Source organism: Maribacter litoralis (genome assembly GCF_003075045.1).
In the GTDB taxonomy this organism is placed as follows: Bacteria; Bacteroidota; Bacteroidia; order Flavobacteriales; family Flavobacteriaceae; genus Maribacter; species Maribacter litoralis.
In genome coordinates this window covers 137,220-163,882 of sequence record NZ_QCZD01000006.1, presented here as the reverse complement: position 1 = coordinate 163,882, position 26,663 = coordinate 137,220, and the positions used below count along the sequence as shown (strand labels likewise).

Annotated in this window: 21 protein-coding genes; 3 read left to right on the top strand and 18 right to left on the bottom strand. The window is 36.4% G+C overall.

Annotated elements, in window-relative coordinates; translation table 11 throughout:
- Nucleotides 1-251: 251 nt before the first annotated feature.
- The 8 genes from DCS95_RS18500 to DCS95_RS18465 all read right to left on the bottom strand — a co-directional run bounded on the left by DCS95_RS18500 (nt 252) and on the right by DCS95_RS18465 (nt 11,135).
- Nucleotides 252-857 (bottom strand): hypothetical protein, encoded by a 606-nt coding sequence (locus tag DCS95_RS18500; protein ID WP_116772280.1) that lies wholly within the window; start codon nt 855-857, stop codon nt 252-254.
- 198 nt (nt 858-1,055) lie between these two features.
- Nucleotides 1,056-2,426, bottom strand: a complete 1,371-nt coding sequence (locus tag DCS95_RS18495; RefSeq protein ID WP_116772279.1) for a S41 family peptidase — start codon at nt 2,424-2,426, stop codon at nt 1,056-1,058.
- A 211-nt stretch (nt 2,427-2,637) separates the two neighbouring features.
- Complete coding sequence (murQ, locus tag DCS95_RS18490) at nt 2,638-3,459, bottom strand: N-acetylmuramic acid 6-phosphate etherase (protein ID WP_116772278.1); 822 nt, start codon at nt 3,457-3,459, stop codon at nt 2,638-2,640.
- Between the two features lie 2 nt (nt 3,460-3,461).
- Complete coding sequence (locus DCS95_RS18485; RefSeq protein ID WP_244178493.1) at nt 3,462-4,916, bottom strand: sodium:solute symporter; 1,455 nt, start codon at nt 4,914-4,916, stop codon at nt 3,462-3,464.
- A 31-nt stretch (nt 4,917-4,947) separates the two neighbouring features.
- Nucleotides 4,948-6,024, bottom strand: a complete 1,077-nt coding sequence (locus DCS95_RS18480; RefSeq protein WP_116772276.1) for an anhydro-N-acetylmuramic acid kinase — start codon at nt 6,022-6,024, stop codon at nt 4,948-4,950.
- Between the two features lies 1 nt (nt 6,025).
- Nucleotides 6,026-6,685: a class I SAM-dependent methyltransferase gene (locus tag DCS95_RS18475; protein ID WP_116772275.1), complete on the bottom strand. Its 660-nt coding sequence runs from the start codon at nt 6,683-6,685 to the stop codon at nt 6,026-6,028.
- Nucleotides 6,686-6,808: 123 nt separating this feature from the next.
- Nucleotides 6,809-8,170 (bottom strand): RagB/SusD family nutrient uptake outer membrane protein, encoded by a 1,362-nt coding sequence (locus tag DCS95_RS18470; protein WP_116772274.1) that lies wholly within the window; start codon nt 8,168-8,170, stop codon nt 6,809-6,811.
- Nucleotides 8,157-11,135, bottom strand: coding sequence for a SusC/RagA family TonB-linked outer membrane protein (locus DCS95_RS18465; protein ID WP_116772273.1), 2,979 nt, complete (start codon nt 11,133-11,135; stop codon nt 8,157-8,159). Before DCS95_RS18465 ends, DCS95_RS18470 begins: the two co-directional genes overlap by 14 nt.
- Before the next feature lie 208 nt (nt 11,136-11,343).
- Here DCS95_RS18465 and DCS95_RS18460 point away from each other — a divergent pair, with 208 nt between their 5' ends.
- Complete coding sequence (locus DCS95_RS18460; protein WP_116772272.1) at nt 11,344-12,093, top strand: DeoR/GlpR family DNA-binding transcription regulator; 750 nt, start codon at nt 11,344-11,346, stop codon at nt 12,091-12,093.
- 265 nt (nt 12,094-12,358) lie between these two features.
- Here the strand turns inward: DCS95_RS18460 and DCS95_RS18455 are convergent, their stop codons facing one another.
- The 5 genes from DCS95_RS18455 to DCS95_RS18435 form a co-directional block, all read right to left on the bottom strand.
- Complete coding sequence (locus DCS95_RS18455; protein ID WP_116772271.1) at nt 12,359-13,465, bottom strand: RelA/SpoT domain-containing protein; 1,107 nt, start codon at nt 13,463-13,465, stop codon at nt 12,359-12,361.
- 329 nt (nt 13,466-13,794) lie between these two features.
- Nucleotides 13,795-14,148 (bottom strand): type II toxin-antitoxin system HicB family antitoxin, encoded by a 354-nt coding sequence (locus DCS95_RS18450; protein WP_116772270.1) that lies wholly within the window; start codon nt 14,146-14,148, stop codon nt 13,795-13,797.
- Entirely contained in the window at nt 14,133-14,390 is a 258-nt protein-coding gene (locus DCS95_RS18445; protein WP_116772269.1) for a type II toxin-antitoxin system HicA family toxin, read from the bottom strand. Before DCS95_RS18445 ends, DCS95_RS18450 begins: the two co-directional genes overlap by 16 nt.
- Before the next feature lie 196 nt (nt 14,391-14,586).
- Nucleotides 14,587-15,363 (bottom strand): MBL fold metallo-hydrolase, encoded by a 777-nt coding sequence (locus tag DCS95_RS18440; RefSeq protein WP_116772268.1) that lies wholly within the window; start codon nt 15,361-15,363, stop codon nt 14,587-14,589.
- A 63-nt stretch (nt 15,364-15,426) separates the two neighbouring features.
- Nucleotides 15,427-16,002, bottom strand: coding sequence for a Crp/Fnr family transcriptional regulator (locus DCS95_RS18435; RefSeq protein ID WP_116772267.1), 576 nt, complete (start codon nt 16,000-16,002; stop codon nt 15,427-15,429).
- A gap of 627 nt (nt 16,003-16,629) precedes the next feature.
- Between DCS95_RS18435 and DCS95_RS18430 the strand changes: the two genes are divergently transcribed.
- Nucleotides 16,630-17,013, top strand: a complete 384-nt coding sequence (locus tag DCS95_RS18430; RefSeq protein WP_164674240.1) for a response regulator — start codon at nt 16,630-16,632, stop codon at nt 17,011-17,013.
- A gap of 1,112 nt (nt 17,014-18,125) precedes the next feature.
- Here DCS95_RS18430 and DCS95_RS18425 read toward each other — a convergent pair.
- Nucleotides 18,126-19,127: a sensor histidine kinase gene (locus tag DCS95_RS18425; RefSeq protein ID WP_116772265.1), complete on the bottom strand. Its 1,002-nt coding sequence runs from the start codon at nt 19,125-19,127 to the stop codon at nt 18,126-18,128.
- A 1,347-nt stretch (nt 19,128-20,474) separates the two neighbouring features.
- Between DCS95_RS18425 and DCS95_RS18420 the strand changes: the two genes are divergently transcribed.
- Nucleotides 20,475-20,945 carry a response regulator gene (locus DCS95_RS18420; protein WP_116772264.1) on the top strand — a complete coding sequence of 157 codons (471 nt, stop codon included), beginning with the start codon at nt 20,475-20,477 and terminating at the stop codon, nt 20,943-20,945.
- 139 nt (nt 20,946-21,084) lie between these two features.
- Here the strand turns inward: DCS95_RS18420 and DCS95_RS18415 are convergent, their stop codons facing one another.
- The 4 genes from DCS95_RS18415 to DCS95_RS18400 all read right to left on the bottom strand — a co-directional run bounded on the left by DCS95_RS18415 (nt 21,085) and on the right by DCS95_RS18400 (nt 26,619).
- On the bottom strand, nt 21,085-21,930 hold the full coding sequence (locus tag DCS95_RS18415; protein ID WP_244178492.1) for a DJ-1/PfpI family protein: 846 nt from the start codon (nt 21,928-21,930) through the stop codon (nt 21,085-21,087).
- On the bottom strand, nt 21,875-24,292 hold the full coding sequence (locus DCS95_RS18410; RefSeq protein WP_116772262.1) for an HD domain-containing protein: 2,418 nt from the start codon (nt 24,290-24,292) through the stop codon (nt 21,875-21,877). The genes DCS95_RS18415 and DCS95_RS18410 overlap by 56 nt, the downstream gene beginning before the upstream one ends.
- Before the next feature lie 16 nt (nt 24,293-24,308).
- The gene (locus DCS95_RS18405) at nt 24,309-26,087 is read right to left on the bottom strand and encodes an ATP-dependent nuclease (protein ID WP_116772261.1); all 1,779 of its coding nucleotides are present in this window, start codon (nt 26,085-26,087) and stop codon (nt 24,309-24,311) included.
- Between the two features lie 151 nt (nt 26,088-26,238).
- Nucleotides 26,239-26,619: a hypothetical protein gene (locus DCS95_RS18400; protein ID WP_116772260.1), complete on the bottom strand. Its 381-nt coding sequence runs from the start codon at nt 26,617-26,619 to the stop codon at nt 26,239-26,241.
- Nucleotides 26,620-26,663: the final 44 nt, after the last annotated feature.

Here is a 26,663-nt window from a genome sequence, read left to right as displayed (position 1 = left end):
CGTGAAAAGCCTTTCTCCGGCGCACGGAAAATTCACGTTCAACTTCTAGCTTAGCATAAAAAAAGCCCCTTAAAGAGGCTTATATCGTTTGTATTTGTTTCTGATCAACGACTTGTGCAACGGTTACTTTTGTTACCAACTGTTTTTGTTCGTCCGAGTTAGCCTTCTCCGTATAGTTTTTCAACTACGCCCCTGAAAGAAGTCCAACTACTCAGCAGTTGCGCCTGAGTAAAAAGTCCATTGTGCGATTTTCAATATTTCAACTGGTTCTTCTTGTATTTTCGGATAAGTTTTTCAGCCCCTTTTAGCATAATCATATGGGAACTAGGATTAATTGTCGGTATTTGATTATCATCAGGGAAAATTGACTCTTGATTTTCTGTTTTTCCATAGACTTGAGAAGATGAGATAAGAGTTTCTGTATTTAGGTCGTATATTGATATTGAAACAGATGCCCTATTACTTGAATTATCGTTTTGATTGGGAAAAGACAATGTTCCTGCGCCATCACTAATAACGTTTCCGCCTATATTTATTAGGTAATCACAGTCGGTATCTCTTTTTAATTCTTTTAAATCTGAATCGGTTAAGTCAAATTTAATTTTTGGTGCCACCAATTTTGTACTTCTTAAGTTGTTCATTTCTATTAAAGAATCTCCTAGAATTTTTTTGAACTCTTTTAGTGAATTGTCATAAAGCTCGGTATCAAATATTCTTGAATTCGATTTGGTACTATTTAAAATCCATTTTCCATCACTAAAGTCCAATTGTTTTCCAGCATCGAAAAAGTAATTGTATTTCGCCCCACCGCACGAATAAAGGGCAGAAATAATCAATATTGAGAATAATTTTTTCATTGGTTATTAATGTTTTTCAAAATAGTTGGTAACAATTAAATATATAACATATGTTATATATCCTTCCAATACGAGATATATATAACATATGTTATATATATTTTTTATAAAGTTCAAGTTAATAATTAATAGAAAAGTATATAACAAGGACATAAAATAATCCTTTATTTGAACTTTGGTTCATTGTTAGTTAAAATACTAATTATCTTTTTGCAAAAATTCAATTGCTCTAGTTAGAACTGGGTCTTCGTTGTTTAAAAAGTTTAAAATAGTCTTTTTGACCTCAATATCCGGCTGAATCCCGAATCCTACAAATTCCCTGCCGTCCGGATATGTATCTTTTTTGGTACATACTCTCGCAGATCCGCCGTTTGGCATAGTAAATAGCATGGGTTGTCCAGTACTTCCAAATGTTGGTTCCCCAATTTTCACCATATGCTCTTGGTTATCTGCAAAGATTAAGAAATCCTCAGCGGCAGAAGCTGTATTGTGCCCAATCAAAATTGCCGTGGGGACCTCGATTCTTGAAATATCCAAATTCATTGTAGGGTATGGATCATAAGGAAAATCATGATAGAATCGGTCACGATAAGACAAGTATCCCTGTTTAGACCAATAATTATTGACTGTGTCTTTTTCTTGGATCCATTTACCCCAAGCTTTATATGTTGGAATATGTAGTCTGCTTTGTGATTTTGAGCCGTACAAAATAGTATCGTTCGTAAGATATTTGATGATCTCCCTCCCTATATTTGTGTTACCCCCTCCATTATTTCTTAAATCGATTATCAATTTTTTTGCTTTAAGGATTTCAGGTAATTTTTCCATGAATAAATCCATGATTTCCCAATCTGAAAAAGAATTCATACCGATATAGGCTATATCTTTCTTGACCCATTTAAATTCTAACAACCGCGTTTCAGAAGGTGGATATAATTCTTTTTCTTTAGTAGTGCCATGCGTAAGGTTTAGTGATTTAATCTTTCCATTTGGCAGTTTTAACTCCAACTCGTATGATGTGCCAACCCAATCCTCAAGCATTTTGCTCACAGACAAATCTTGCAAAATGTGTTCTGTTGAAGACGATATATAAGGAAATACGTTCTCTTCAATATGTTCGCTAGTGGGAATCCCATTTACCTTAACTATTTCCGTTCCGATTGGCAACTCTTCTTTCTTACTTGCATTGACCTTTGTTATAATCGCTTTGTCATCGATATTGCTGAGAAAAAGTCTATACGTTCCAAAATTGGTATTGAGGATGCTATCTTGGATAATACTAGGGAAAAATACGTTGGTATGTCCGTCCTTTAGGTGCGCACAGAATTTTTGTAAGACCTTATAGTATTCATAATCATTCGGTGTGTTTTGTACTTCCGTAATGAGGCTTTTATACAAGTTGTCCCATTCATCCTTATTTACTTTGTCTAGATAAACAAAGTTATAATTGACCTCTTGCCAAAATTTTGAAAGGCCGAAAATTTTATCTTCTACTGAAATTTGATTTGGGATTTGGGCATTAAGCATGCTGGTGAAAATAACCAGGAATAAGCCTATTTTAATTTTCATTAAAAATGTTTTTAATAGTTTATATAACAAATCGTTTATTTGTACTTTCAAAATAATACCATTATTCTTTTAGAACCTTTTTATTTTAATCGTTCCAATTTTGACCATAGTAATTATTAGCCCAATAGTGTTAATTGAATTTACTTTAATACCAAAAAGAATAATTTAACCCTAAAACATAAAATATTGGTTTGCAAGAATTATGTGCCAATCAATCCTTAGCTTGGGAATCAAACATCTCGATAATCTTTCTAATATTCTTATGCTTTTCCAATAACTTGTCTGCTAATTGTTCATCAATGTCCAGTTCCTCCATTAGCATTCGCTTACCACGGTCTACCAATTTTTTGTTGGAAAGCTGCATGTCGATCATCTTGTTTCCTCGAATCCTTCCTAGTTTTATCATAATTGAAGTGGATATCATGTTTAATACCAGTTTTTGAGCCGTACCGGCTTTCATTCTTGTACTACCGGTAACGAATTCAGGCCCGACCACAAGTTCGATAGGATAGTCCGCCTCCCTAGAAAGGGGTGCGTTCATATTACAGGATATACCTCCTGTAAGAACCCTGTTTTCCTTGGCTTTCCGTATTCCCCCTAAAACATAGGGTGTGGTTCCAGAGGCAGCAATCCCCATTAATACATCCTTATCATTTATATTGAACTTTCTTAGATCTTGCCATGCTTTATCCGTATCGTCCTCCGCATTCTCAACAGCTTTTCGTAAGGCCTTATCCCCACCTGCGATGAGTCCTATAATCCACGTATCAGGCACCCCAAAAGTGGGAGGGCATTCCGATGCATCCAAAACACCTAACCTACCGCTGGTTCCCGCACCAATATAGAATAGCCTACCCCCGTTTTCCATTCTTGTAACCGTTTGGTCCACAAATTTCTCTATTTGAGATATTGCATTTTTAACGATCAATGGAACGGACTGATCTTCCCTGTTTATATTAGTCAACAGCTCCAAGGTGTCCATTTGTTCCAGATTATCATAATTTGATGGCTGTTCTGTCGAAAATTTATGCATATTCACTTTTTTATTTTAATGAGCAATAAACCCAATATCGTTAAAAATCCGTTCACTGCGATTGTGATAAATCCCATGTCAAAATTGTAATGACTCTCAAGGTAGGAACTAAAAAGATATGTTGCCACGGGTGCCGAAAGACATATGGCGGGAACCACACGATCATTGACCTTGACCCTGGTAAACATACCTACTAAATATAGTCCCAACAATGGACCGTAAGTGTAACCGGCAACGTTAAATATCAGCGATATTACGTCACCCCTACTCTTGGAGAACAGCATTATTATCATAAAAATGATTATTGAAAAACCGAATAGGACCAAATTCTTTGTTTTTTTTCGTTGCCTGGCGGGTTTCTTCGAAATATCCAAGAAGTCGTAGGTGAAGGAGGTGGTCAGCGCTGTCAACGCTGAGTCGACACTGGAAAATGAGGCCGCAATAATACCCAGTAAAAAAAAGATCCCCGTAATTGGACTCAGTTGGTTCAAAGCTATTTCGGGAAACAAGGTATCCGTATCCAACAAAGCACCATCCTGGCCCAAAGGCAGTACTATCCCGATATTTTCAGCATAGATATATAACAGGATTCCCAAGCCCATAAAAAGGAATTGGGTACCCGCTAGAATCAGACTGTAGCTTAAGGTATTCTTTTGGGCATCCCAAACATTTTTACAGGTCAGCGTCTTTTGCATCATATTTTGATCTAATCCTATCATCGCGATAGCAACAAGGATACCGGCAATAAACTGTTTGAAAAAATTATTATCGGATCTACCTTCCCAGTTAAAAATTTCAAAGTAACGATGCCGGGAGATTTTATGGATTGATTCCATAAACGTTAAATCCAAACTGGTCAAAACATAGTAAAATGTAATCAACGCACCTAAAATTAAAAACGTAGTTTGGAGCGTATCTGTCCAAACAATCGTCTTTATTCCTGATTTGTATGAATAAAGCCAGACCATTAACAAAATGATCATTACCGATACCGGAAATGGGCTTCCAATCTTTTCGAAGAACACAAATTGCAGAATCTTGGCAGCCAACAATAAACGCAATGCGGCACCAAAAGACTGCGAAATCAAAAAAAACAAAGACCCGGTCTTATAGGTGTTATTTCCAAATCGATTGAAGAGATAGGAATAGATGGATACCAGCTTTAACCGATAGTATAACGGAACAAGTACAAAGGTTATGAACAGATATCCTACCACGTTTCCAAGGATGAATTGAAAAAAGTGGAAATTATTGTTCCCCACCATTCCGGGCAATGAAACGAATGTCACGCCCGAAAGTCCGGCACCGACCATTCCAAAAGCCACCAAGACCCAAGGTGACCGACGGTTTCCCGTAAAGAAAGTTTCTTCGTCGCTTACCCTGGAGGTAAAGTAAGAAATGGCCATAAGCACCAGAAAGTAAGATAGAATGACAAAGAAAATCTGTGTGGTATCCAATGTTTGTGAACTTTAATTAGAAAAGAATATGCTACCTGGGATCATAAAGTGTTCCGCTTATGGAATCGTTTTTTGCCCCCGTTACGGATCCCAAAACATTGGGCTCGTTAACATCCTTTAATACACCCATCAGTGCAAATACCAATGCCTCCTTGAACTCTATGATTTCCCTGGACGGAGTAATCAATTTTACATTAGGGCCCAAAAGTTCTTCTAAAACATGCATCAAGTAATTATTTAGGGCACCTCCCCCCGTTACCAACATGTTTTGTTCTTTACCGATTTCAAAAGATTTGACTTGTTCAACTATTTGCTCGCATATATGGTATATACTGGTTTTCAACATATCTGAAGTGTCATCCCTGTATCGGTCTATAATAGGGACCACTTGTTCGACAAACCATTCATAGCCGGTCGATTTTGGAAAGGGTAGTTTATAATATGCGAGCTGGTTCAGTTGCCTCAACAGCTTTACATTGATATTCCCCTTGCTTGCAAGCCGCCCTCCACTGTCGTAAGGTAAACCGATCTTTGCAGTAATATGGTTTAGCACCATATTCGCCAATCCGATATCATAAGCGATTCGACGGCCCTTATGTTCAAAGGATATATTACTGATGCCTCCCAAGTTTAGACAAAAATCGAATTCACCGAAGAAATATCTATCGCCAATGGGAACGAGTGGGGCTCCCTGCCCACCCAAGGATATATCCTTGTTTCGAAAGTCACAAATTACCCGATGTCCGGCCGTATTGGCCACGTATTGCCCTGAGCCTATCTGGTAGGTAAAGCCAAGTTCGGGTCTGTGATGGGTAGTATGTCCGTGGCTTGCGATAAAATCTACCTCGATATTCGTACTCTGAATAAAATCCTTTACCCTTTCGCCCAGCCATATACCGTATTGCACATCGAAGGCCAATAAGTCTTGCGCGGATAATTCAATGGACGATTTGAGTTTATCCTTTAATTCAAGTGAATACGCTATACTCTTGGTTTTCTTTATCTCGAATTCCCACTTGTTCCCTGCTTTCCAAATATGACAATAGGCAATGTCCAGGCCATCAAGGGATGTTCCCGACATTAAACCAATGACCTTGTAAATTTTCATATTAGTTTATCTTTAGTATCAGTGATACGGGTCTTTTTTCAGAATTAACGATTTCCCTGCAGCCGCTGATCTTTAGGCCCGATTCCGTGATTGTATCAACCCAATCCTCAAAAGTTCGGGCGTACCACTCGTGACCGTCTATAAAGTTTCCGGGGAGACCCTTCCATGAATTTGAAATCGTTTGGCTTTTATACGCTAAACCGTTGTCGAACAGAAAGAACGGATGCAGGGTCTGGATTAAGATCTCACCCTCGCTGCTCAATTGATTTTTTGTGGCCATCAAAAGTCTGTCCAGTCCATCTTTTTGATAGAGGCAAAAATTAAAGACCGCTGCATCGTATGGGCCTCCGGGAATCGGCTTTCCTTGGATTAAATCCTCATAGCGCATCTGATGGTAGGTTTCCGGGCCTTTTGTCCTGGCAGACAGCAATAGTTGCTCTATAGCATCTATCCCGGTCGCATTTTTACCTATTGCGGTCATCGACCGTGTCAGCCAACCTTCACCACAACCGATATCGATTATTTTGCCACCGGATAACTTCTTTACTTCATTCTCGATCGCCGTGTTCGTAAACCTCCTCGATTCGATTTGATCATTATCGACGACCCTTACCCATTCCGCGGAATTTTTATTCCAAGATTCTATAATTTTTTGATCCATCCTACCTATTTAATTGAATAATAAAATATACACCTTGCACTGATATGAATAAAAAGGACCTACAACAGCTTTAAAGTTGTAGGTCCATAAAACTAAAACTAACTCAAACAACTACTAAGACATTTAAATGTTCGGATCTTCCGGGGTATTCGGGTTACTGTTCCTTTCAAGGTCGGGATAAGGGTAGAAATTGCGGTTTCTTTCCTCCGTATAGATCATAGGGGCACCACTTGGCTCAGGTCTACCGAACCTTCTACTATCCTCCAGACTTGTTCCTGTCAAAAACAGCTCCGCCCTACGGTTCTTATAGACTTGGGATAAAAGTGCTTCGGAAGTCAACGCCCCACTATAGGGGTCAACATCGGCATTGATATCGAAGGGATCGTTCGTATCCGTGAGCACTTCGTTCAAGGCGGCCGTAGCGGCACCAAGGTCCGGACTCGCTTTCCTTAGATTTGCTTCGGCCAAAATCAGATTCATCTCATCGGGAATATACAATGGAATGAAGCCGGTATTAACATCAAAAAACCCTGCGAGATCTTCGATCGGTAGTCCATTTTGGTTGGTTTCGTCCAAAGGCACCAAATAAAAGGAAATGCGTCCATCGGCCGGATCGAATACGAATTCCGAGGGTAGACCAAAATTATCCCTCGGCTTAAAATTAGGGGCATCGTTCAAAAAGACCCTGCTCCATATCGGGTTAAGATTTTGGGAGTCATATACAAATGTGGAGGTACTTGTCAAATCTACGTTATTGGCAGCGGAGATTGCCGCGTCATAGTTTCCCACGAAAAGGTTATACCGGGCAAGAAGCGCATCTATGGAATTTGGAACATCGATATTTCCTAGCGTTACTGCCGCCGTAAATTCATCCGAAATAGGATTCGCTTCAATGGCGTTCTTTGCCTCGTTCAAAAGCGTGATGGCGTTTTCGTAACCGGTTGCCCTAGGAACGAATTCCGCTTCATTTTCGTTGTTGGATACGATAATCACCTGCTCGTAATTCTGGGCCAGGTTACCGATGGCCAAGGCCTTAAAAAGTTTGGCATGTGCGATCAATCCGCTTTGCGTACCTACCTCCAGGTCAATGTTAGTGGCGTTTGCCTCTATATCTTCCGCTATCTTGATAATACGAAGCATTGTGGACCATAACCCCTGAACATTGGAGTTAAAATTTGGCAGGTTCGCCCCACCATCCTCCAGCTCGATCATGTTCTGGAACGTTGTGGTGATACCACCTTCCCTAGTAGTTATCGCCGGGGTCTCTACCACCCAACGTACGCCGGTGGTCGAATACAGTTGTTGCAGGCCAACGGATGCGGCCAAAATACCTTCTCGCGAGGAAAAGGTCTCCTCAACAGTGGCGGCATTCGGATTATCAAAATCGGTCTCACACGATGCCAAAATTAACATTGACATTATTGTGAATACTAATATATTTAAGTTGCTATTTTTCATCTTTTTTACTTTTTTAGAAGTTGACATTTACACCTATTTGATATGTGCGGGGAATCGGTACACCGGCAAAATCGAATCCTCTAACGCCATTGCTCTGCCCTGCAGAATTGATTTCTGGATCCCATCCACTATAATCGTCCCAAGAAATCAAGTTTCTGCCAACTAAACTGAACTTCAAGTTATCGACCCCTTTAAAAGGTTCCCTGAAATTGTAACTCAGGGCCAATTCCCTCAATTTCACAAAAGATCCATCCTCCACAAATTCTTCAAAAATACCTGCCTGTGCACCTCCGAAACCTTTAGGCCGGTTACCCAATAATTCCTGTCCTACATTAGACCCTCCTCCAAATATTACGTTATCTAGAAGTCTACGATTCCAATTAAATACATCGAAACCTTGAACCGCATCTAGCTGAATCCTGAATGAAAAGTCCTTATAGGAAAATTCATTGATCAAGGAACCGAACCATTCAGGGTTCGGGTCACCGATAACCTTAGAGGTCGTCCCGTCCTCGTTTACACCTGTAAAAGGATATCCATTGGCATCCAAGGAAATACTTCCATCAGGCTCCCGTGCATAAAATTGTCGATAGAAAACTCCGAGTGGTTCACCTTCAATGACAAAATTTGTTGAAAAACTACCGGCAAGTGCGAATTGACCGCCCCCGGCAACGCTGGTAACCGTATTCTCATTTTTCGAGTAGGTTGCCGTAATGTCCCAAGAAAAGTCTTCTGATTTTATGGGCGAACCCTTTAAGAGTATTTCCAGACCCTTGTTCTCCAAGTTCCCTACATTCTCTATTCGGGAACCAAAACCGGTTGAAGAGGCCAGTTCTCTGGGCAATAATAGATCGGTTACGTCCTGCTTGTAATAGGTTGCCTCTACCCCCAACCTATTATTGAAAAATCCGGCATCGAATCCGAATTCGATTTCTTCTTGTCGTTCCGGGGCTATGTTCAAATCCCCCTGTTGGGTACTGGGCACTAAACTAGGTGAACCATTGATCGCGCCGGGATTCAACAAAGTAAAACGTTGAAAAGCGGTAAGGGCGGTCAAGTTCCCTGCTTGGCCCCATGACCCCCTTAATTTAAATGTGCTAAAAGTATCACCGAACGTATCTCTCCAAAAATCCTCCTCGGACATGATATAGGATAAACTCGCCTTGGCATAGAGCTGGTTGCGCTCGTCCTCACCAAAGGTGGAAGCCCCATCTTGGCGTAAGGCAGCATTGACATAAAGTTTGTCCTTATATCCAAAGGATTGTTGAACAAAAGCGCCCCAATATGAAATCTGTGACCTACTCTCCCCTTGTGCCAATATGCTGCCGCTTTCAGCGGTTTCAACGATTGGCGGAAGTCCGTCGGCGCTGATGCCTATTCGATCGAACTCCTCATATTGCCACGAGCCGCCCAATGTGGTTGTTGACGAAATCGCTTCCGTCAAATCTGTTTTATAGGAAATGTTCAGGTCACTATTATATTGAAAATTATTGATATCGGATCTTCTTGCGAATCCATTTCCATTTGGTGATGTATTGTTAATAGGAATGAATGCAGTGGCCGATTGATTAAAATAGTCCAACCCCAAGGTGTAGCTCGCGGACAACTTTTCGGTTATTTTTGCATCCAACCCGATGCTTGTTATAAAACGGTTCACTTTTTGTCCAAAATCAAATCGGTTGACCGCCTCCAGAGGATTGGTCCTCGGAACGAGATTGGAAGTTACAGGATAAACACCGGATTCATTTGGAAACGGACTTATGGAATTATCACTGAATACGAAACCTGTAATTGCACCGTAGGCAGCGTTAATTCCACCGTTGGGAATATCACTACTTTGACTTCTCACGTAATTGAGGCCGGCATTTACAGTAAGCCAATCAAACGCTTTTTGTGTCAGGTTGGCCTTAAACCCTATTCGCTGAAAATCGGTACTTTCTATTATACCCTCATTATCAAGGTGCGATGCCGAAAGAAAATAAGAAGTCTTATCCGTACCACCGTTCATGGAAAGATAGTTTTCGACCCCAAATCCCGATCCAAAAAATTCGTCCTGATAATCGAACCTAGTTGCTGGCACGGTCTCCAAATTATTTCTGTCGAACGGGTCTACCCAGGATAACGGTGCGGTATTATAGTCAATTTTATCACGAAGTTCATTAATTTTTACGTTAGTGGAGAAACTGAACCTTGGTTCCCCGGATTTTCCTTTTTTCGTAAATATCTGGACCACACCATTACTTGCCCTTGAACCATAGACCGCTGCCGCGGCAGCACCTTTGATTATCTCGATACGCTCTATATCATTTGGGTTCAAGTCGGCCAATCTATTTTGTGCGTTCCCTCCAAGGTCCACCAACTGGTTACTTGAATTGCTGATAATAATTCCGTCAACGATGTACAACGGGTCGGAACTTCCCAAAACAGTACTTGGACCTCTTAAACGTATACTTATCCCTCCTGCCGGGTCACCTGAATTCTGTTGGACCAAAGCCCCGGTAACCTTACCTGATATGGCCTGATCAACTGCCGTTGCCCCATTATTTACCAAATCCTCCGATTTGACCGATGAAATGGAGTTACCTAAGGTTCGTTTGTTTACACCGACCGTCGAACCGGTCACTACCACTTCGTCCAAGCTCAGCAGGTCCTCTGTAAGAACGACGTCCGTCACTATATTCGATGATGAGCCCAAAGTAATGGGAACTGTTTTGGTAGAATAACCTAAATAGCTGACTTTTAATTGATATTCGCCACTGGATATTTTTGCAGTAAACGTGTAGTTTCCGTCGAAATCGGTCACGCCTCCGATTGTAGTATTGTTAATGAAAACCGACGCGCCAGGAATGGGAGCACCATCGTTGCTATCCGAAACTGTACCGCTTAAGGTATAATCCGATGTTTGTGCAAAGCCAAAAGTACTTGCGATCAACATCAGAAAAATAGCCAGTCGCGATAAAATCTTACCGTTCTTAAAAGTTGTTTTTTCCATAAGGTTCTGAGTTAGTTAATTAACTTTTTGATTGACGAACATTTTCTGAAAGATGTTTGTTCCATGTAAATTTAACCAAAATCTCTTATTCTGCAAGTTTTTGCCGTTTTTTTATGCAATAAACCGAAATATTGATTTTAATTTGATAGATATTGCAAAATCATGCTACATTTACTGCGAATAGTAAGAAACCGACCAAATTAAAACTATGCTCAAGGAGGAAAGACACCAACTGATATTGAACGAAGTTGCTTTGCACAATAGGGTCTTGTTGACCGATATCTCCGACGTTCTTAATGTTTCCGTGGATACTGTAAGAAGGGACGTAATTCAACTGGATACCGAAGAGAAACTTAAAAAAGTCCATGGCGGGGCCGTATCGTTGGGATATGCCAACAATATTGGTGAACAGACCAAAGTATACGCGCTTGATAAGAAAAGAGTGATCGCCAAAAAAGCCGTTCAATTGTTAAGAAACGGAAATATCATTATTATACACGGTGGTACCACCTGTTTGGAGTTCGCCCGGAATATTCCCGAAAAGATGAGCCTTACCTGTTTTACCTTGAGCCTACCCGTTGCCATCGAACTCTGCAAAAAGCCAAAGTTAGAAGTTATTTTTCTCGGGGGCACGATGGCAAAGGAATCGCAGATTGCATCTGGAGGTCAGGCAATACTAAATCTTTCCAGGATACGTGCAGATTTCGGTTTTATTGGAACTGGTTACGTGGATGCAGATTATGGCCTTACGGAATTCGATTGGGAAAGCGTTCAGGTCAAAAATGCGGTTTTGCAGGCATCAAAGAATACGGTACTCCTTACCATCTCGGAAAAACTCAACTCCAAGAACCGTTACAAAACCTGTGAAATGAGCGATATTACAAATATGATAACTGAATTGGAACCGTCCAACGAAAAACTTGAAGTTTTTAAAAAAGCAGGGGTTGACCTGAAATGATTATGTAACAGTCAATATTTAACTTGATGTTTTGCTTTTTAAACTCAAAATCATCATTGGAATTAAAACAAGACAATCTTTTATTTGAACTTTCACAATACAATTTAGTAACAATTTCGATAACTAAATTTCTATCCCATCCGATTTGAACTAAATAACTTCGCAGTGCCATTCGTGGATACGTTCTTAAGTTTGAATTAGCTAGTTTGAGCCGGTAAAAGTTATCGGCTTTTTTATTTTATCAATTCGCGAAGGAATTAATCCTTTATTTGAACTTTGTTCTTTTATCTAATTTGCTATTTTCGTTCATTTCTCGAAATATCCGACGGTCTTTCAATTTATTAAGGCGTATACTTATTTTGGACATATTTTCTAAGAATGCTGCTACGTCAAGAAAGTAATTAGGAAATGCTTTACGTAGTTCTTGAATTGATTCAGTGGAAACCAAAACTACCTGTACACTTGGTGTATTTCTGTACTTTCGCTCAGAATCTGTATAATTTTGGTTTGCAAGTTTAAATTCATTTTTCTGAAAGCTTTTAATATTAACCCTTCGAATAGAAGTGTTTAAGGTGATTAAATGGTAAAATTTATTTGGATATTTTTGTTTAGTAATATGATTGGCCGCTGTAGTAAATGCACTTAATTTCTCTTCAATTTCATTATATCTAAACTCATACAAAGCCATTTCATAAGTTTCTTCTTCACTCATATGCCCATATCCTGGCACTTGTGGGGTGTTCTCTAAATAAGAAAAAGAGCTGCTTGTTAATGCAAAATACTTCAGCCATTTCGGTTGTCCTTCCCCGAATTTCAAATGAGTACCTAAAAACGTACTCATTGTCTCTACCGCAGTTGCCCATGAATGCTGAAGTTCAGTTCGGATTTGAATCTCTATCATTAAACCGTTGAGTGGAACAGATAAAGGTGACACGTATTTATATACTAGGTGAATACTTCTATAACCACTTTCTTTTGGGTTAGTAATGTAATTATCGTAGGTCTTAAACTTGTGTTCTTCTCCAATACCCTTTAATCGTTCTCTAAGTGATTGAGCGGTGTTCAAATCAGGCATAATTGCTCGAATCCCTGCTATATCCTGCATGGTGGTTAGTTGGTTGACTGGTTGACGTCGTAATTTTGCTATAATTGATTCACTTCTTTTTACTCGCTGGGCAACGGTGGCAAAAGTATCAATGCACTTTGCTTCTTTAAGAACTATGCTATAAAATTCTGTCATAATCTGCTCGTGCAAAATTCTCCAGTATTGTAGAATTGATTCAGAATTAAGAATATCTTCTTTTGAGTGGGCATCCTTGTCTGCAAGAATTTTACCAGCTTTCTTTATCTGATTTTTAGAAATAACTTCCATAATTTTTTGTAGAACCTTAATAATGGGTCACACTTCTGCAGAGCGTTCAAGTCAATTTTTTTTTGTTGTTTGGTTTTCAGGATTACACCACCTTTTGGCAATCCTTTTTTTGAACATTAAATATACTTACTACAACAAGAGCATACATCTCCCAATCTAAATTTGCCATCAATTCTGCTAACAGGGTGTTCCTCTTGGCAATAATTCCTGGGGTCATTTTTTGGTTGATCAAATAGTAATTTGGGATTAATTTTCTTAAAAGCCATTTATCCTTTATTTATATTTTAAGAATTACGACATGGTTTCCTTAAACATCTTGAATCTAAAGTTTAGTTGAGAACTTCATCTTCATTTTTGATTAAAAAATCAAAAGCTTTATTAACAACTTCATTGAGCTTCATTTGTTTCTTTTCCGCTATGACTGCCAAATACCTGTGAACGCTTCGTGAGGTTCGAACATTAAATGCTCCTTTAAAAAACTTGTTCGGTTCTTTTCCAACCTCCATACATGTTTCTAAATAATCATCGACAGAATCGATAAAGGCTTGTTGTAGTTCTTCAACTGAATTAGCCTCAAAAGTTACCAAGTCATTAATTCCAATAATTTTGCCGTGTAAAACTGCATCCTCAGCACTAAACTCAACAGAACCAAAATAATTTTTGTGTTTTAAATAATCTGCCATGACTTTAATTTATTAATGATTTGCTTTATTAAATAAGGCTTAATAATATTCCCTGGGTGTGGTCTATGCAGATTAACGATGTCCTTATTGTCGTTTATAAACTTTACACGAGAACCCCCGGTTTTTCCTTTTTTGGTGTTTTCAGTAAAACCAAAATGCGCTAAGATCTTTATTAGTTCTTCCCAAGTCAAATCTTTTGGGTCACTCTTGAACTTTAAAATCAATTTTTCGATTTTACTCATATTCAAATATACAAATTTTTTGTAACTAAATAATAGTTACTTCAAAATAATCATGAGCTTGTCGACAAGGTGTACTAAATCATGACCGTATCCATGAATATGTAATATATCCATATTGTTATTTGAGAAACTCTTTACAGAAGGTACGATTTGTAAAGAGTACCCTTTATTTGAACTTTCATGCCTCAGTTCTTTATTACCTACTGGCTATTTCCATTATTTCACCATCTTCCGGAATTAAAACTTTATTTATCAATTGTTTATCTGTCAATATCTTTTTTAATTCCTTTCGAGTTAATGGACAATGATTTATAGATTCCATATGATTAGCAATGACTTTACCTGGTGTGTTTTTAACAAACTTTAGAATATCGTCAATATTCATAATAAGTTGTTTAAATATATCGAATTGAGCAGTTCCGCAAGCCAAAACACTGATATCAGGTTTGTAACTCTTAAGAACCCTATCGACCGAATCTGTGTAAATAGTATCAGAACTAAGATAAATAGATTTTTGTTCGGGTAATTTTATATAAAACCCAATTACGTTTCCCATTGGTCTGGACACAAATCCATAACCGTGTTTTGCTGGAATACCTTCAATAGTTCCTCCTAAAAATTCTTGTTGTTCCCAATATTTAAGTGTTTGAATAACATTTAAACCTCTTTTTGAGAAATTTTTTTCATCTTTAAAACTACAGGTTACAGGGATTTTATTTTTTATTAAAAATTGAACTCCTGTGCTATCAATATGGTCCGGATGTTGATGTGTAATTAGGCAATGTGTAACTTTATCTAATATCAGTTCTACATTTTTAGGCAAGGGAACTGTTGGATTTTTTCTTGCTTTGTGTCTGAATAATGTGAAAGAAGGCATAACACCTATATCTCCTAACATTGGGTCAACTAAAATTACATCTTTTTCTGTTTCCAGAATCATAGTTGCATTTCTTATATGATGAATCTTTAGCATTTTGTTTGATTTTAATGTTTATACAAAAGTCCAATTATGATTAACCATTTTCATTGATTCAAATCAAGAAGTACGTTTTCTAATACGACTTAATGTTTCGGGAGTTATATTTAAATAAGAAGCAATATGGTATTGTGGAATAGACTGAAGCCATTCAAGTTTAAAAATGAATAGTTCGTTATATAATTCCTCTGGAGTTTTGGTAATTCGATTAAACTCCAGCATTTCTTTTTGTTTCAATAATTTTTGAAACGATAATTCTACAAAAGATTTTCCGCACTGATATTTTTCCAGTAAATCAAAAAAAGGTTTTCTTTCGATACTCAAAACTTCCACTGAAGAAAGACATTCTTGATTTTTATTAGTTTTAGAGTTTTGACTAAAGGTTAATAAATCAGAAATAAACTGTGGTTTTACGTAAAAATTAATATTAATTTCTTTTTCTTGATTCGAATAGTATTCTCTCACTATACCTTTATTTAAAAATCGAAGCTGTTTTTCTTTAGTTTGGGCCTCAATCAATAAACTTCCTTTCTTGTGCTTTCTAACTCTAAATAATGAGAATAGTTCCTCTAATCCATCTCGATCTAATGAATATTCAGATTTAAAAAACTTAGATATTTCAGAGAAATTTTTCATTTTTGAGCTGTCACATCCTAAAATACGGCTAAATGTTAAAATAAGTTTTAAGCGGCATATCGATGCACGTGATTGGCTGATTTATAATCTAAAGATAAATGCAATCTTTTGGTTTTGTATTAACTGATTGCATTTTTGGCTGTTTTTTAGCATGGACCACTCTGGTAAATGTTTGGCCAAGATAGAATTCATTCTTTATTTGACCTTACGAATTACGACAAGGTGCCCAGTCATACTCCTAATTCGAACTATACAAACTTTTAAATTTATAATTACTATACTTCAATAATTCCGATAACCTGTTTAAAATTGACTATGAGCAAAGTTCCAATATCAAAAACTGAAGGGATACTGCAAAATATTGATCTTTTATAAAAAGTTAGAAACATTGCATTCACTGATTACGATAAAACACGTAGAGAATATGACCGAGTTTGTTGATACTGTTAAATTCTTATTTGAGATTTCGTTTATAACAAATTAAAATTTATCTTATTTAGGCAAAGAAAAACGTAGTATTGACACGTTTCACCAAATTAACACAGAAGTTTAATTAGGTAGTCTTTACCATTAATATGTTATCCTCTGGTATAAATTTACTATAAATATAATTTAAAACTAAATAGTTTGAGAGTTAAAATTTTGATTATAGATGATTATCTAGTTTCGCAGTTTGCTACAAGGTATGCGGTTGAACAGGCAATATCCAATACAGAGATAATGGTTTCCGATAATTCAATAGGAGCTCTGGCATTACTGTCCGATATGGTAACATCTGGAAAAGGTTTCCCCGATATCATTTTTGTCGACCTAATCATGCCAAAGATGAGCGGCTGGGAGTTTATAGATATTACTCAAAAAACGTTTGCTAATATGGGACAGACAAGAATTTACATTTTGTCTGCTTTTAACAACTCCCTTGATAGAAAAAGGGCAATGGACCACGTGGCAATTGAAGGATATTTTAATAAGCCAATAACAAAGACGAACATAGATTCGATATTTACTTGAGGCTACAACAAATTTTCATTGGTTTTTTGTTTATACCATTTCCATACGATAAACTCTGTTTCTTTTACAATAACTCTCATCAAGGTTACCGGAATTTGTGTGTTTAACGGAAACATTTTGGATATAATCCCATCCAAAGGTTAAATAATCCGTTACCGTTCAAAATTCGAAAATTCATTGGGCTATTCTTTAAACTTCTTGGTAAATTGAATTACCGTGGCTTTAATATCAAATTTTTAACTCTTTGATATTATTTACAGGTTCTATTAAAACAAATCTAGTTTTTTGATAAAAGATTCCTCCTAAGTAAAAAAAAACCTTTGTAAAGTCGCTAACCATTATTTAAAATGAACTCACCCCACTTAAAATAAAATAGCACATATTTTTTTCTTTATTTCTTATAAAATTTCCCTAATATTGTTCAAACATAGCCCCCCGTAAATCTTTTTTATCGACTATATTATCAAGAGGACCATTTGGGTCCTTTTGATTTTATTTTTGTTGAACTATTCTGCTCTGCCCAAAGCTCTTGGTAATTGTCAGGGAACAACCTACAGTAGTTCAACAGTTACCTTAATAATCGATACCTTTCCATGTATTATTTTTATTTGTCCCTGAATCTGTTCATGGGTTTCGAAAATAGCATTGGATATTTGAGTTTTTTTTATGTGTTGGAATTGTTAGAAAAATGATATCAAGATTTTATTTATGATAATGAGTAAAGTGTAAAGATCGAATTATACTTCGAATCATTAAGATCGTCGTCCCCCTGGTAAGAATCGCTTCTTTTTTTACTTAGACCGTTTAAAAGGAAATTGAAGATAACAGTAGTTAACAATATTAAACCATAAATAAGCCGGACGAATCAACTCTTTTTAAACTTTAAAATTAACGTGCTCTTTGATCTTAGCCCCGTTCGATCATAATGAACCTTAATAATTACTTTACAACAAAAAAATCACTAACTTGACTATATGGCATGGAATAAATAAAATGCCATTTAATCCGTTAGCCTTTAAAAACTTCCTTCAAATTTTCAGGCAATCGTCGGATTGGTCGACTTGTGGTAAAAGCAAAGCTCCCCGCGATAATTCGATTTATCTCCACAATATTTAATGGGCCTTATTGTTTTTCGTTGTATCCTTTCCTTTAATCGGCAACGAAATAATGAACTTACTTCCGCTTCCCAGTTTGCTACTGACTTCGATTCCACCGCAATGAAGATCGATGAAATCCTTACAGAGCCTAAGGCCCAGTCCCGATCCGGGTTCCCCGTTTGTACCGTATCGCGATACGGCATTGGTGTCAATAAATAGATTGGCGCACATTTCATCGTCCATACCGATTCCATTGTCCTTGATACTGATTCGGCAAGAACCATCCGCTATCCATATCCTAATTGTTATGAGCCCCCCAGAATATGTGAATTTTATACTGTTGGAGAGTAGGTTATAAAGTATAACCTTAAGCATCGATTCATCCGCCATTAATCTGGCACTATTGGTTTGGTCAACCTGGATAACGATTTTCTTTAAAAGTGCGGTCGCCGATACTATTTCCACACTTTCATATATTAAAGGAATGATCTCGATTTCTTTAGGGGAAAAGATTATTTTTCCACCTTGAAGTCTGGCCCAATTCAAAAGATTGTCAAGCAGATGCTTCATCGAATATGCGGACCTTGACAACAGTTCGATAGGTCTGGACATTTTAGAATAACCGTTATTTTCAATACTTTCTCCAAGTGTATCGACAATACATACGATATTATTGGCTGGACCCCTCAGATCATGGGCGATGATTGAAAAAAGTCTATCCCTATTTTCCAAAATTTTCTTAAAGTCAGACAAGGTTCGTTCGGCTAGCGCCAATTCTTCCCTTAACGCCAGATTTTCAATTAGAACGGATTTCATCTGACCAGTTTGAACGCAACTGGCAAAACCTGAACCCACACCTCGCTTTAAATCCCCTAATTCATGATTGATATTTTCAGTAATATCTTCGGTCAATCTATCCTTCGTTAACAGTAGAGCGAAAAGGTCATTGATCAATGATTGGTTATCCTCTATTCGATCTGTTATCTTTCTGTCGTTGTTTTTATCCATAGAATTCATGATTGTTGTTATTTTTTAAAACTGAAACCAGGTTTTTGGCCAAACGATGTAAACTCATACTTAATCTAGACTTTAAGTTTGATAAATAATAACGAGTGTAACAACCATAGAACATTTGTTGCATAAAGTTACAATTTAATTGTAAATCTCTGACATCATGACAATTGATCCTTTTTTTATAGACCAATATGTCATAAATCCTTCTATTACTTCTTTTTATAGTAAGAGAATATATCTATATTCAAAAGTCAGTAGATCAAAAATTACAGTATTCATGGATTGCGGGCACTATTTAATAAAGTTTCCAAACAACTTTACCGTTATCTTAGCGGATTATATCCAATACGTAAAATTTGCTTCGCCAATATGTTCAAATAACAACAAAAAATTTGTAATAAATTTTTAATAGAAAGTATGGTTCTCAATATGTTGACGGCTCAGACAGGAGTTCGATAGTACTGATAAGATTCAAACTAGTAGAGGCGCTGACCAAAGCGGAACTATCTCGAATTTCTTCATTGTTGGAGTTATGTTATGGAAAACCTTTAAGAAAATTTAGGGGTGAAGATAGAAATGCGTTCATTTGGGAATAGCCTCAAGAAACGGGATAACTACTCTTCGGAAATTTGGTACATAGTATGTTTCCAACTTAAGCACAGGGCAAGCCAACCACATTTTCAAATCATATGGTAACCTGAGCGAAATTGCCCGTCATTCGGTGTACGAGTTTAGCCCATTTTTCTTTGTTGTTTGATATTTTGCATAGGACCGAGCGGATACCGAAAATCAAGCAAACCGGATTATGGGGAGAAATAATGTTATGCGGATTTCGTCTGTAACATGAATTTTCAATTGTAATAACCAAGTGAAAGCTTCCTTCCATGATTTGCTTAAAAAGCTTCGATTGTGGTCTTAAAAACTTTATCATACTCTACATATTATACCTGACAAAAATCCAGACTGGTGTGTAATGGCGAAATTATATAAAATAGATACAATCATTTCAATAAGGTAAATGTGGATAATTCGAAGGTACAGGACTTTTTTTTTAATTAATTAGGTTAACATTATGAAAAATTCGACCCACTAAAAAGAAATTATTTGTAATTATTAAATTTAAATTTAACTTTAACTAAAATTTTGCTGTTCACTGTTCGTCTACGTTCTATGAATGGAAGATCTGATTGGGAATTAGTTCTTTAGATAGGCTAATCCAGTCTCGGCTTCGATTGTTTTAAATACGAATTTATCCAATGCGATTATTTATAATTAAGAATGGGCCGTGAAACATTTTCACGATACAAAATTGAAATTTAGGAATACTAACATATTTAAACAATTTATAGTATGGTTTCAGCAAAACTAATTATTGCCTTGACGGATGACGACCAAGACGATTGTGAGTTTTTTATAGATGCACTCGGTAGCCTGGATACCTCCTTACAAGTCCTACAATTTGAAAATGGTGCAGATTTAATTGAACATCTGGATAGCTGCGAGAAGGAATCACCGGATCTTATTTTCCTGGATTTGAACATGCCGGTTATGAACGGTAAAGAATGCTTACGAAAACTTAGGTTATCCTATACGGCTAATAAGCTTCCTGTAATTATCCTTTCCACCTCTGATAGCGAGCGCGATGTTATTGATACTTATAACTTAGGTGCTAATCTCTATTTAAAAAAACCAAATGATATGAAGACTCTTAGACAAAGTCTATCAGAAATTTTGTGTAAGCCTTGGAGAAGCGATATTACCAAAACCGATAGGAATGAATTTATATTTAAGCCGGATCGTAGAAAAATCTCTCGTTCTTAGTGACGACTCTTTTGGAATTTAAAAATTGACGTTCAACTACTAACAGGCTATAATAAAGCCCTTTTAAGAGGCTTATATCGATCGTATTTGTTGCTGATCAATGGCTTGTGCAACGCTTACCAGTGTTGTACATAGTTTTTTATATTTCCCCTTTTATCTCTTCAAATAATTCAGGTTCCTTTTTGGCTTCCTCAAGCAAAATAAACTCAGCTTCTTCAATAACATTTTTTTCAGCAGTTGAATAATTTCCAGATTTGTAAATCGGTTTAGGGTCATATTCAATAAAGAGCTGAATAGCCTTGGTCTTGGCTTCGCCAACAATTTTATTACATAAATACAAAGCCATATCAATACCCGTTGAAACTCCTGCGGCTGTAATATACTTGTCTTGTTCTACAAATCTTTCCGCTTTTGGAACAGCCCCAAACTTTTTCAATAATTCCATAGGTTTCCAATGTGAAGTAGCTTCTAATCCGTTCAATAGTCCAGTTGAAGCAAGAATTATTGAGCCTGAACATACAGAAGTTGTCCAAAGTGTAGTTTGGTTAATTTTTTTTATCCACTCCATCACTTTTACATTGTTGATTTCTCTTAAAAAGGTTATGGCTGAACCTGGAATAACTAAAATATCTGCCTCATTAATCTCGTCTATTCCAAATTTTGCATTGAGATGAACAAATTTAGAATCAGCTGTAATTTCACCTTTTTTTTCAGCAACAAATAGTACCTCGGCATTTGAAATATTCCTTAAAACTTCATAAGGTCCAATTGCATCTAGCATCGTTAAACCATCCTTTATTTGAACTTTCCTAAAGTTAAGTATTTGAAAATTACGAAGTACTAAACTTTCTGTTAAGCACCAAGTTCGACACGAGCCAAAAGCCTTTAGCCTATTACTGTTTCGACTATTGTTTATACACTGTTGTGCTTTATTTAAATTCTTTAACTGCTCTTTTGAAATTATCACTACTTTTTGCTGTATCAAAAATCTCCAATAATTCGTGCCAATATTCTTTTGAAACTGAACTTTTAATTCCCACACAAATAATATTTGCTAGATTTTCTTCGAAATCAGTCCATTTATCGCTTATTATAATTTCTGTTCTAGGGGAATTTAAATCTAAGTCTCGTTCTCCCAAAATGTCAATTACCAATATCAATGGAAATGGCCAAACTATTTTCACCTGATTGTTCTTCATTCTCCAAGTTTCTGGAAAAAGGGTAGACGGTATTTCGATTCCATGTAAAGATAATTTGGATTTGGATTTTGCTAAAGTATTAGATGAGTCATCAGTTCTAATTTCACCATCGTCACTAATTGTTATCGACTTCGAAGTTTCCTCGATAGAATTGATCTCAATTTTCAATTCTCGTTCTAGAGTATAAGTCTGTCCTTCAACTTCTATATCTCTAGAATTTAATTCAATACTTTCTACTGGCTTATCTTGACTTTCCAAAATAGCAACTGTTGCAGAGCCAAGAATTCCTATATCAGTACGGTCAATATCAATTTCGATAAATTTTATGTTTTCATTTTCATTCCAAGAATAATCTTTCAGAGAGTAAGAAGTCATTTCTTTAAAACTATTCTGGTTCCTTATTTTTTTATGTGTAGTTGTTTCAATATCAATTTCGAATGGAGGGTTAGGAATTACATTTTCAACGTTTTGGATAAACTTATCATCTTTCATATCCTCCCAAGGATTCTTGTTTTTTCTCAGTATTAGTCGAGTAGTGGTTCCTGGCTTCTCCCTATGCCCATCTTTAATCCAGAAGATGCTTTCTTGACCTTCAACAGTTAGATTTAACGGATTACTTGATTTGTGAGGTCCATATATTCTCTTAGTATCTACAATTAATACATCAGAAATCATAAAACAAGAAAGTATTCCAATTCCAAATCTAGAAGTTGGATAAAACTCCGCATTTGATTCTGCTTTAAGAGTATAAAAATCTTTTGACTTGTAGAATGAAGAACCTATTTTAGAATAATAATTATCTATAATATACTCATCCATTCCAGTGCCATTATCAATTACTTCTAAAATGTTTTCTCCATTTTCGGTAAAGTATTTAACGGAGATTCTAGGTACATATAAATTACCCCATTCCTTCTCTTGAGCTTGCCTCAATAAACAAGCATCAATTGAATTTTGAATTAACTCCCTTAAGGCAACTTCTGGATTGCCATACAGTTTAGTGCCCATTAATAGTTCAATTACCTGAGTCTTGCTCAAATTGAATTTAGTGTCTTTATATATATAAATTGGTTTATTCTTTATATCCGTCTTAGTTCTTATTTTTTCTCTATTTACCTTAAGTGGTAATTTAATATGTAAGTCACGTTCTTTTGCAAAGTGAAAGTCATTTAAGGTCGATATTATATTATTTGAAAGACTAAGCTCGTTATCAATCATTGAACAAAATTCATGAATCGAAGCTTCAATTACTGGATGAGAACATTTGGCACTAAACTGCACTAATTCAGGTGTGATTTCCCAAGCTTCTACTGCTCGATGTTTATTCCATTCCTTTACTGATATTGGATTTCTAACATAAAGATGTGAGAATAATATGGAAGGAGTTCTTTTGCCATCAAAATCAAGAATATCTGCAAGTCTTAAAATCACTCCAACTAAGGGTAGACAAGCATAAATTTCAGAACCACATAAAACGTTTTTATCTAAGTCTAATAATTTTAAAGCATCTTCATTATGACTATAGCAAATTTGAGCTAACTCAACAGTTAAGTCTGTTTCTCGAAAAATGATTTTATCTGTCCAATCTTTTTCAATGATATCTCTTGCTCTATCTGCATGAGTTTGTCGAATGTATTCGGTAATTAAATATGACTTTATAAGTTCAACCTGAGAGGTTTGTCCTTTTAAAGATAAGTCCTTTAATTTTTTTTCATCTTCAGGTCTTGAATTAAAAAACCTTTTGAAATCATTAAAATCAGCAATCTCATCATCATCTAATGTTGGGTTAAAATCCCATATCTTTTTCCAAGTTAAAACTTCTTTTTCATCAGGAGCCATTCCAATATCATGGAAGAACGCACTTGTAATAAGTAGAAGTAGTTCAGGGCTTGATAGTTTTATTATGGTTTCTTCAGGAATTAGTCTTTCCATTAAATGCAATACTCTAAACAAATGGTCCCCATCGTGTAGAGTAAATTCTCCCATATGCCTAATTATTGTTTTGGTTCTTTGAAAGGCATAGGAGGTAGTATTTTGAACAAGGGTAATAACATCTGAATCTTTTTCAGAACATTTATTAACCAAAGCTTTATATAAAGCACTTTTCTTAAGTCTTAGTAAAAATTCATCTTTATAATCGTCATTCATCTTTAGTACTTGTTTTTTATGCAGTTATCCACGCAACTAAATCTACTATTTCTGAATGGTCATTAGGTAAAATCACTTTTAATTCTTCACTTTCTAGCCTTGCATTGAAATTAGCCCAACCCATTTCATTTTTTGGAATTCCGCCTAAATGACTTTCTATTGTTCCTTTTGTCCAAATATAAACGCCTGCGGTTTGCATTTTTGTTTTTAGTGATGCTAAGTTTCCTTGAATTGTTGCTTCTTGAGCCAACAAAGCAAATGCTTGCGCCGCTGTTAAATCACTGCCTGATTTTGTAGGCCAACCATTATTCAAATTGATTGAATAAGTTGGAGCAATTGTAGCTAAATGAGCTTTTATTGCTGCTACATCTGTATCGCCTGTTGAAAGAAACCCCTGAGATTCTCCTTCTTTTAAGGCATAATCAAGGTCAACTATCGCTTTGGTTGGAATTGCCATTGCAGATAATACTTCAATGGTTTTTCTTGTGCTTCCCGAACCATCCATTGGTACTAATGCAGTTTTTAAAAGTCCCAAAGTTTTGCCTGTTACTTTTTGGATGATTTTTGGAAGAAGTCTATTTTCCGTTTTGCCTTCGGCAAGAATTACTCTTTCTGAAAAAAGTATGTTTGATGAGTTGCTAAGTGAGAACACAATTGCAAGTTGGCTTGGATGCGCAGAAGCAACCGTAGCTATTGCAGTTTTTAGTGAATTTCTTTTATGAGTTCCCTGTGTGACGTTTTTCCGAATTAATAAAGTATTCTCAACATCCTTTGAGGTAATCATAAAAGGTGAATGCGTTGAGAAAATTACTTGATAACCTTGTGTTGATAGAGTTTTGAGAGCATCTCTTAAAACTTCTATAGCTTGTGGATGTAGGTATAATTCAGGCTCGTCAATCAGTAGGATTGTATTCGATGCTTGCTCTCCTGATTCTCTTTTAATATCAGCCAAATGCCGAACTAAAGCCATTTGAATTGAACGTTGTGCCCCATGTCCTAATGCGGAAACATCTCGACCATCTGGGTTTAAGTTTTCAAAAACTTTAATAGTTCCTTTTGAGAAAACTTCTTTGAGTTCAGGTGTAGGAACATGAACTTTGATATTCACGCCTGGGAAGAAGGATTCAACTTTTTCACTTACTGCGATATCAAAATCATTAAGCTCGGTTGCCCTTGAAGTTCCATCTACATCAAGAAGTTCTTTTATTCCGTTTAAAGCAGTCTGAACTTGGGTGCTATAGCTTGCCTGAATAGGGCCAATTATTTCAGAGAGAAGTTTGCCAATTGTTGTGGTGTTTTTACTCTTGCTTACATCTTCCTCTGAGTTTTCCATTGCTCCTATTTGAATTGGGTCAGGAAATAATGCTTGCAAAGCTTGGTCTAATCCGGTAGGGTTAGCATGCCACTCATTGGGGCTCCCAACATTTGAAGGGTCTTTAACTAGCAATCGAATTTGGCCAGCAGGAATTCCTGGTTGTGCTTGAACTCGCTTTATATAAAGTGAATCTGTAAATAAAAATGGTTGGATAGAAGTTCTTTGATTTTCAGGTAATTGTTCAAGTATGGTTTCTGAAATACCCGAAATTTTACCTTCCATTTCTACTGCTTCTGTTTTATTATAAAATGCAGTTTCCGCCAAAGCAGATTTTCTCAATAACCATTTTATAGCTTCCAGCATATTAGATTTCCCTGCATTATTATATCCAACAAATGGTGTAAAAGCTGAAAGTTCAAAACTTTCATTAATAATTGACTTGTAGTTTTTAATTGATATTTCAGAGAGTAAATGTGACATTCATCAAATTTTAGTTTTTTTTACGGTTCTCAACATGAAGCAGAACATTCCGGGTATGTTGTCGTAGCTGACGTTAGGAAGCTATGCAATATGCCCATTGCTGTGCAGTGGTATTTGTTTTTCATTAGGGTTTGTAATTCATCAAAAGTCATTATTTCAACATCCCTACTGTTACTCCTGAAAAGTTCAAAGGAGTATCGCTGCTTTTCTGAAAGCTTCTTAATGCATCGTTTATTAGAGCTCTAAGTTTCGGGATTACACCACCATTTTGGTAATCCTTAATTAGGGCGATTCTAAATTTGAAAACTTTATCTTTTAGAATATACGCCGCACTACTAACAAATAACCTTCGAGATTCTGAATCTTGTCTATTGTCGTGCCTGTCAATAACTATTGCTTTTTGTCTTTGAGTCTTTTCATCGTTTATATGTTGAATAGCTTCTTTTAAAATAGTTAAAGAATCCTTGCTTTTAGCACTGCTATTGTAAGGATTAAAATTAAAAATGTTAAATCTTACTTGGGCCTTTTTCATCTAATATTTTATAAAGTGTAATTACTGTTTTTTAGCAATAAAAC

What these genes read in the sequence shown, in the direction of transcription:
- DCS95_RS18500 (WP_116772280.1), bottom strand. Translation starts at nt 857, where the DNA reads ATGAAAAAATTATTCTCAATATTGATTATTTCTGCCCTTTATTCGTGC.
- DCS95_RS18495 (WP_116772279.1), bottom strand. Translation starts at nt 2,426, where the DNA reads ATGAAAATTAAAATAGGCTTATTCCTGGTTATTTTCACCAGCATGCTT.
- murQ (WP_116772278.1), bottom strand. Translation starts at nt 3,459, where the DNA reads ATGCATAAATTTTCGACAGAACAGCCATCAAATTATGATAATCTGGAA.
- DCS95_RS18480 (WP_116772276.1), bottom strand. Translation starts at nt 6,024, where the DNA reads ATGAAAATTTACAAGGTCATTGGTTTAATGTCGGGAACATCCCTTGAT.
- DCS95_RS18475 (WP_116772275.1), bottom strand. Translation starts at nt 6,685, where the DNA reads ATGGATCAAAAAATTATAGAATCTTGGAATAAAAATTCCGCGGAATGG.
- DCS95_RS18470 (WP_116772274.1), bottom strand. Translation starts at nt 8,170, where the DNA reads ATGTCAACTTCTAAAAAAGTAAAAAAGATGAAAAATAGCAACTTAAAT.
- DCS95_RS18465 (WP_116772273.1), bottom strand. Translation starts at nt 11,135, where the DNA reads ATGGAAAAAACAACTTTTAAGAACGGTAAGATTTTATCGCGACTGGCT.
- DCS95_RS18460 (WP_116772272.1), top strand. Translation starts at nt 11,344, where the DNA reads ATGCTCAAGGAGGAAAGACACCAACTGATATTGAACGAAGTTGCTTTG.
- DCS95_RS18455 (WP_116772271.1), bottom strand. Translation starts at nt 13,465, where the DNA reads ATGGAAGTTATTTCTAAAAATCAGATAAAGAAAGCTGGTAAAATTCTT.
- DCS95_RS18450 (WP_116772270.1), bottom strand. Translation starts at nt 14,148, where the DNA reads ATGGCAGATTATTTAAAACACAAAAATTATTTTGGTTCTGTTGAGTTT.
- DCS95_RS18445 (WP_116772269.1), bottom strand. Translation starts at nt 14,390, where the DNA reads ATGAGTAAAATCGAAAAATTGATTTTAAAGTTCAAGAGTGACCCAAAA.
- DCS95_RS18440 (WP_116772268.1), bottom strand. Translation starts at nt 15,363, where the DNA reads ATGCTAAAGATTCATCATATAAGAAATGCAACTATGATTCTGGAAACA.
- DCS95_RS18435 (WP_116772267.1), bottom strand. Translation starts at nt 16,002, where the DNA reads ATGAAAAATTTCTCTGAAATATCTAAGTTTTTTAAATCTGAATATTCA.
- DCS95_RS18425 (WP_116772265.1), bottom strand. Translation starts at nt 19,127, where the DNA reads ATGAATTCTATGGATAAAAACAACGACAGAAAGATAACAGATCGAATA.
- DCS95_RS18420 (WP_116772264.1), top strand. Translation starts at nt 20,475, where the DNA reads ATGGTTTCAGCAAAACTAATTATTGCCTTGACGGATGACGACCAAGAC.
- DCS95_RS18410 (WP_116772262.1), bottom strand. Translation starts at nt 24,292, where the DNA reads ATGAATGACGATTATAAAGATGAATTTTTACTAAGACTTAAGAAAAGT.
- DCS95_RS18405 (WP_116772261.1), bottom strand. Translation starts at nt 26,087, where the DNA reads ATGTCACATTTACTCTCTGAAATATCAATTAAAAACTACAAGTCAATT.
- DCS95_RS18400 (WP_116772260.1), bottom strand. Translation starts at nt 26,619, where the DNA reads ATGAAAAAGGCCCAAGTAAGATTTAACATTTTTAATTTTAATCCTTAC.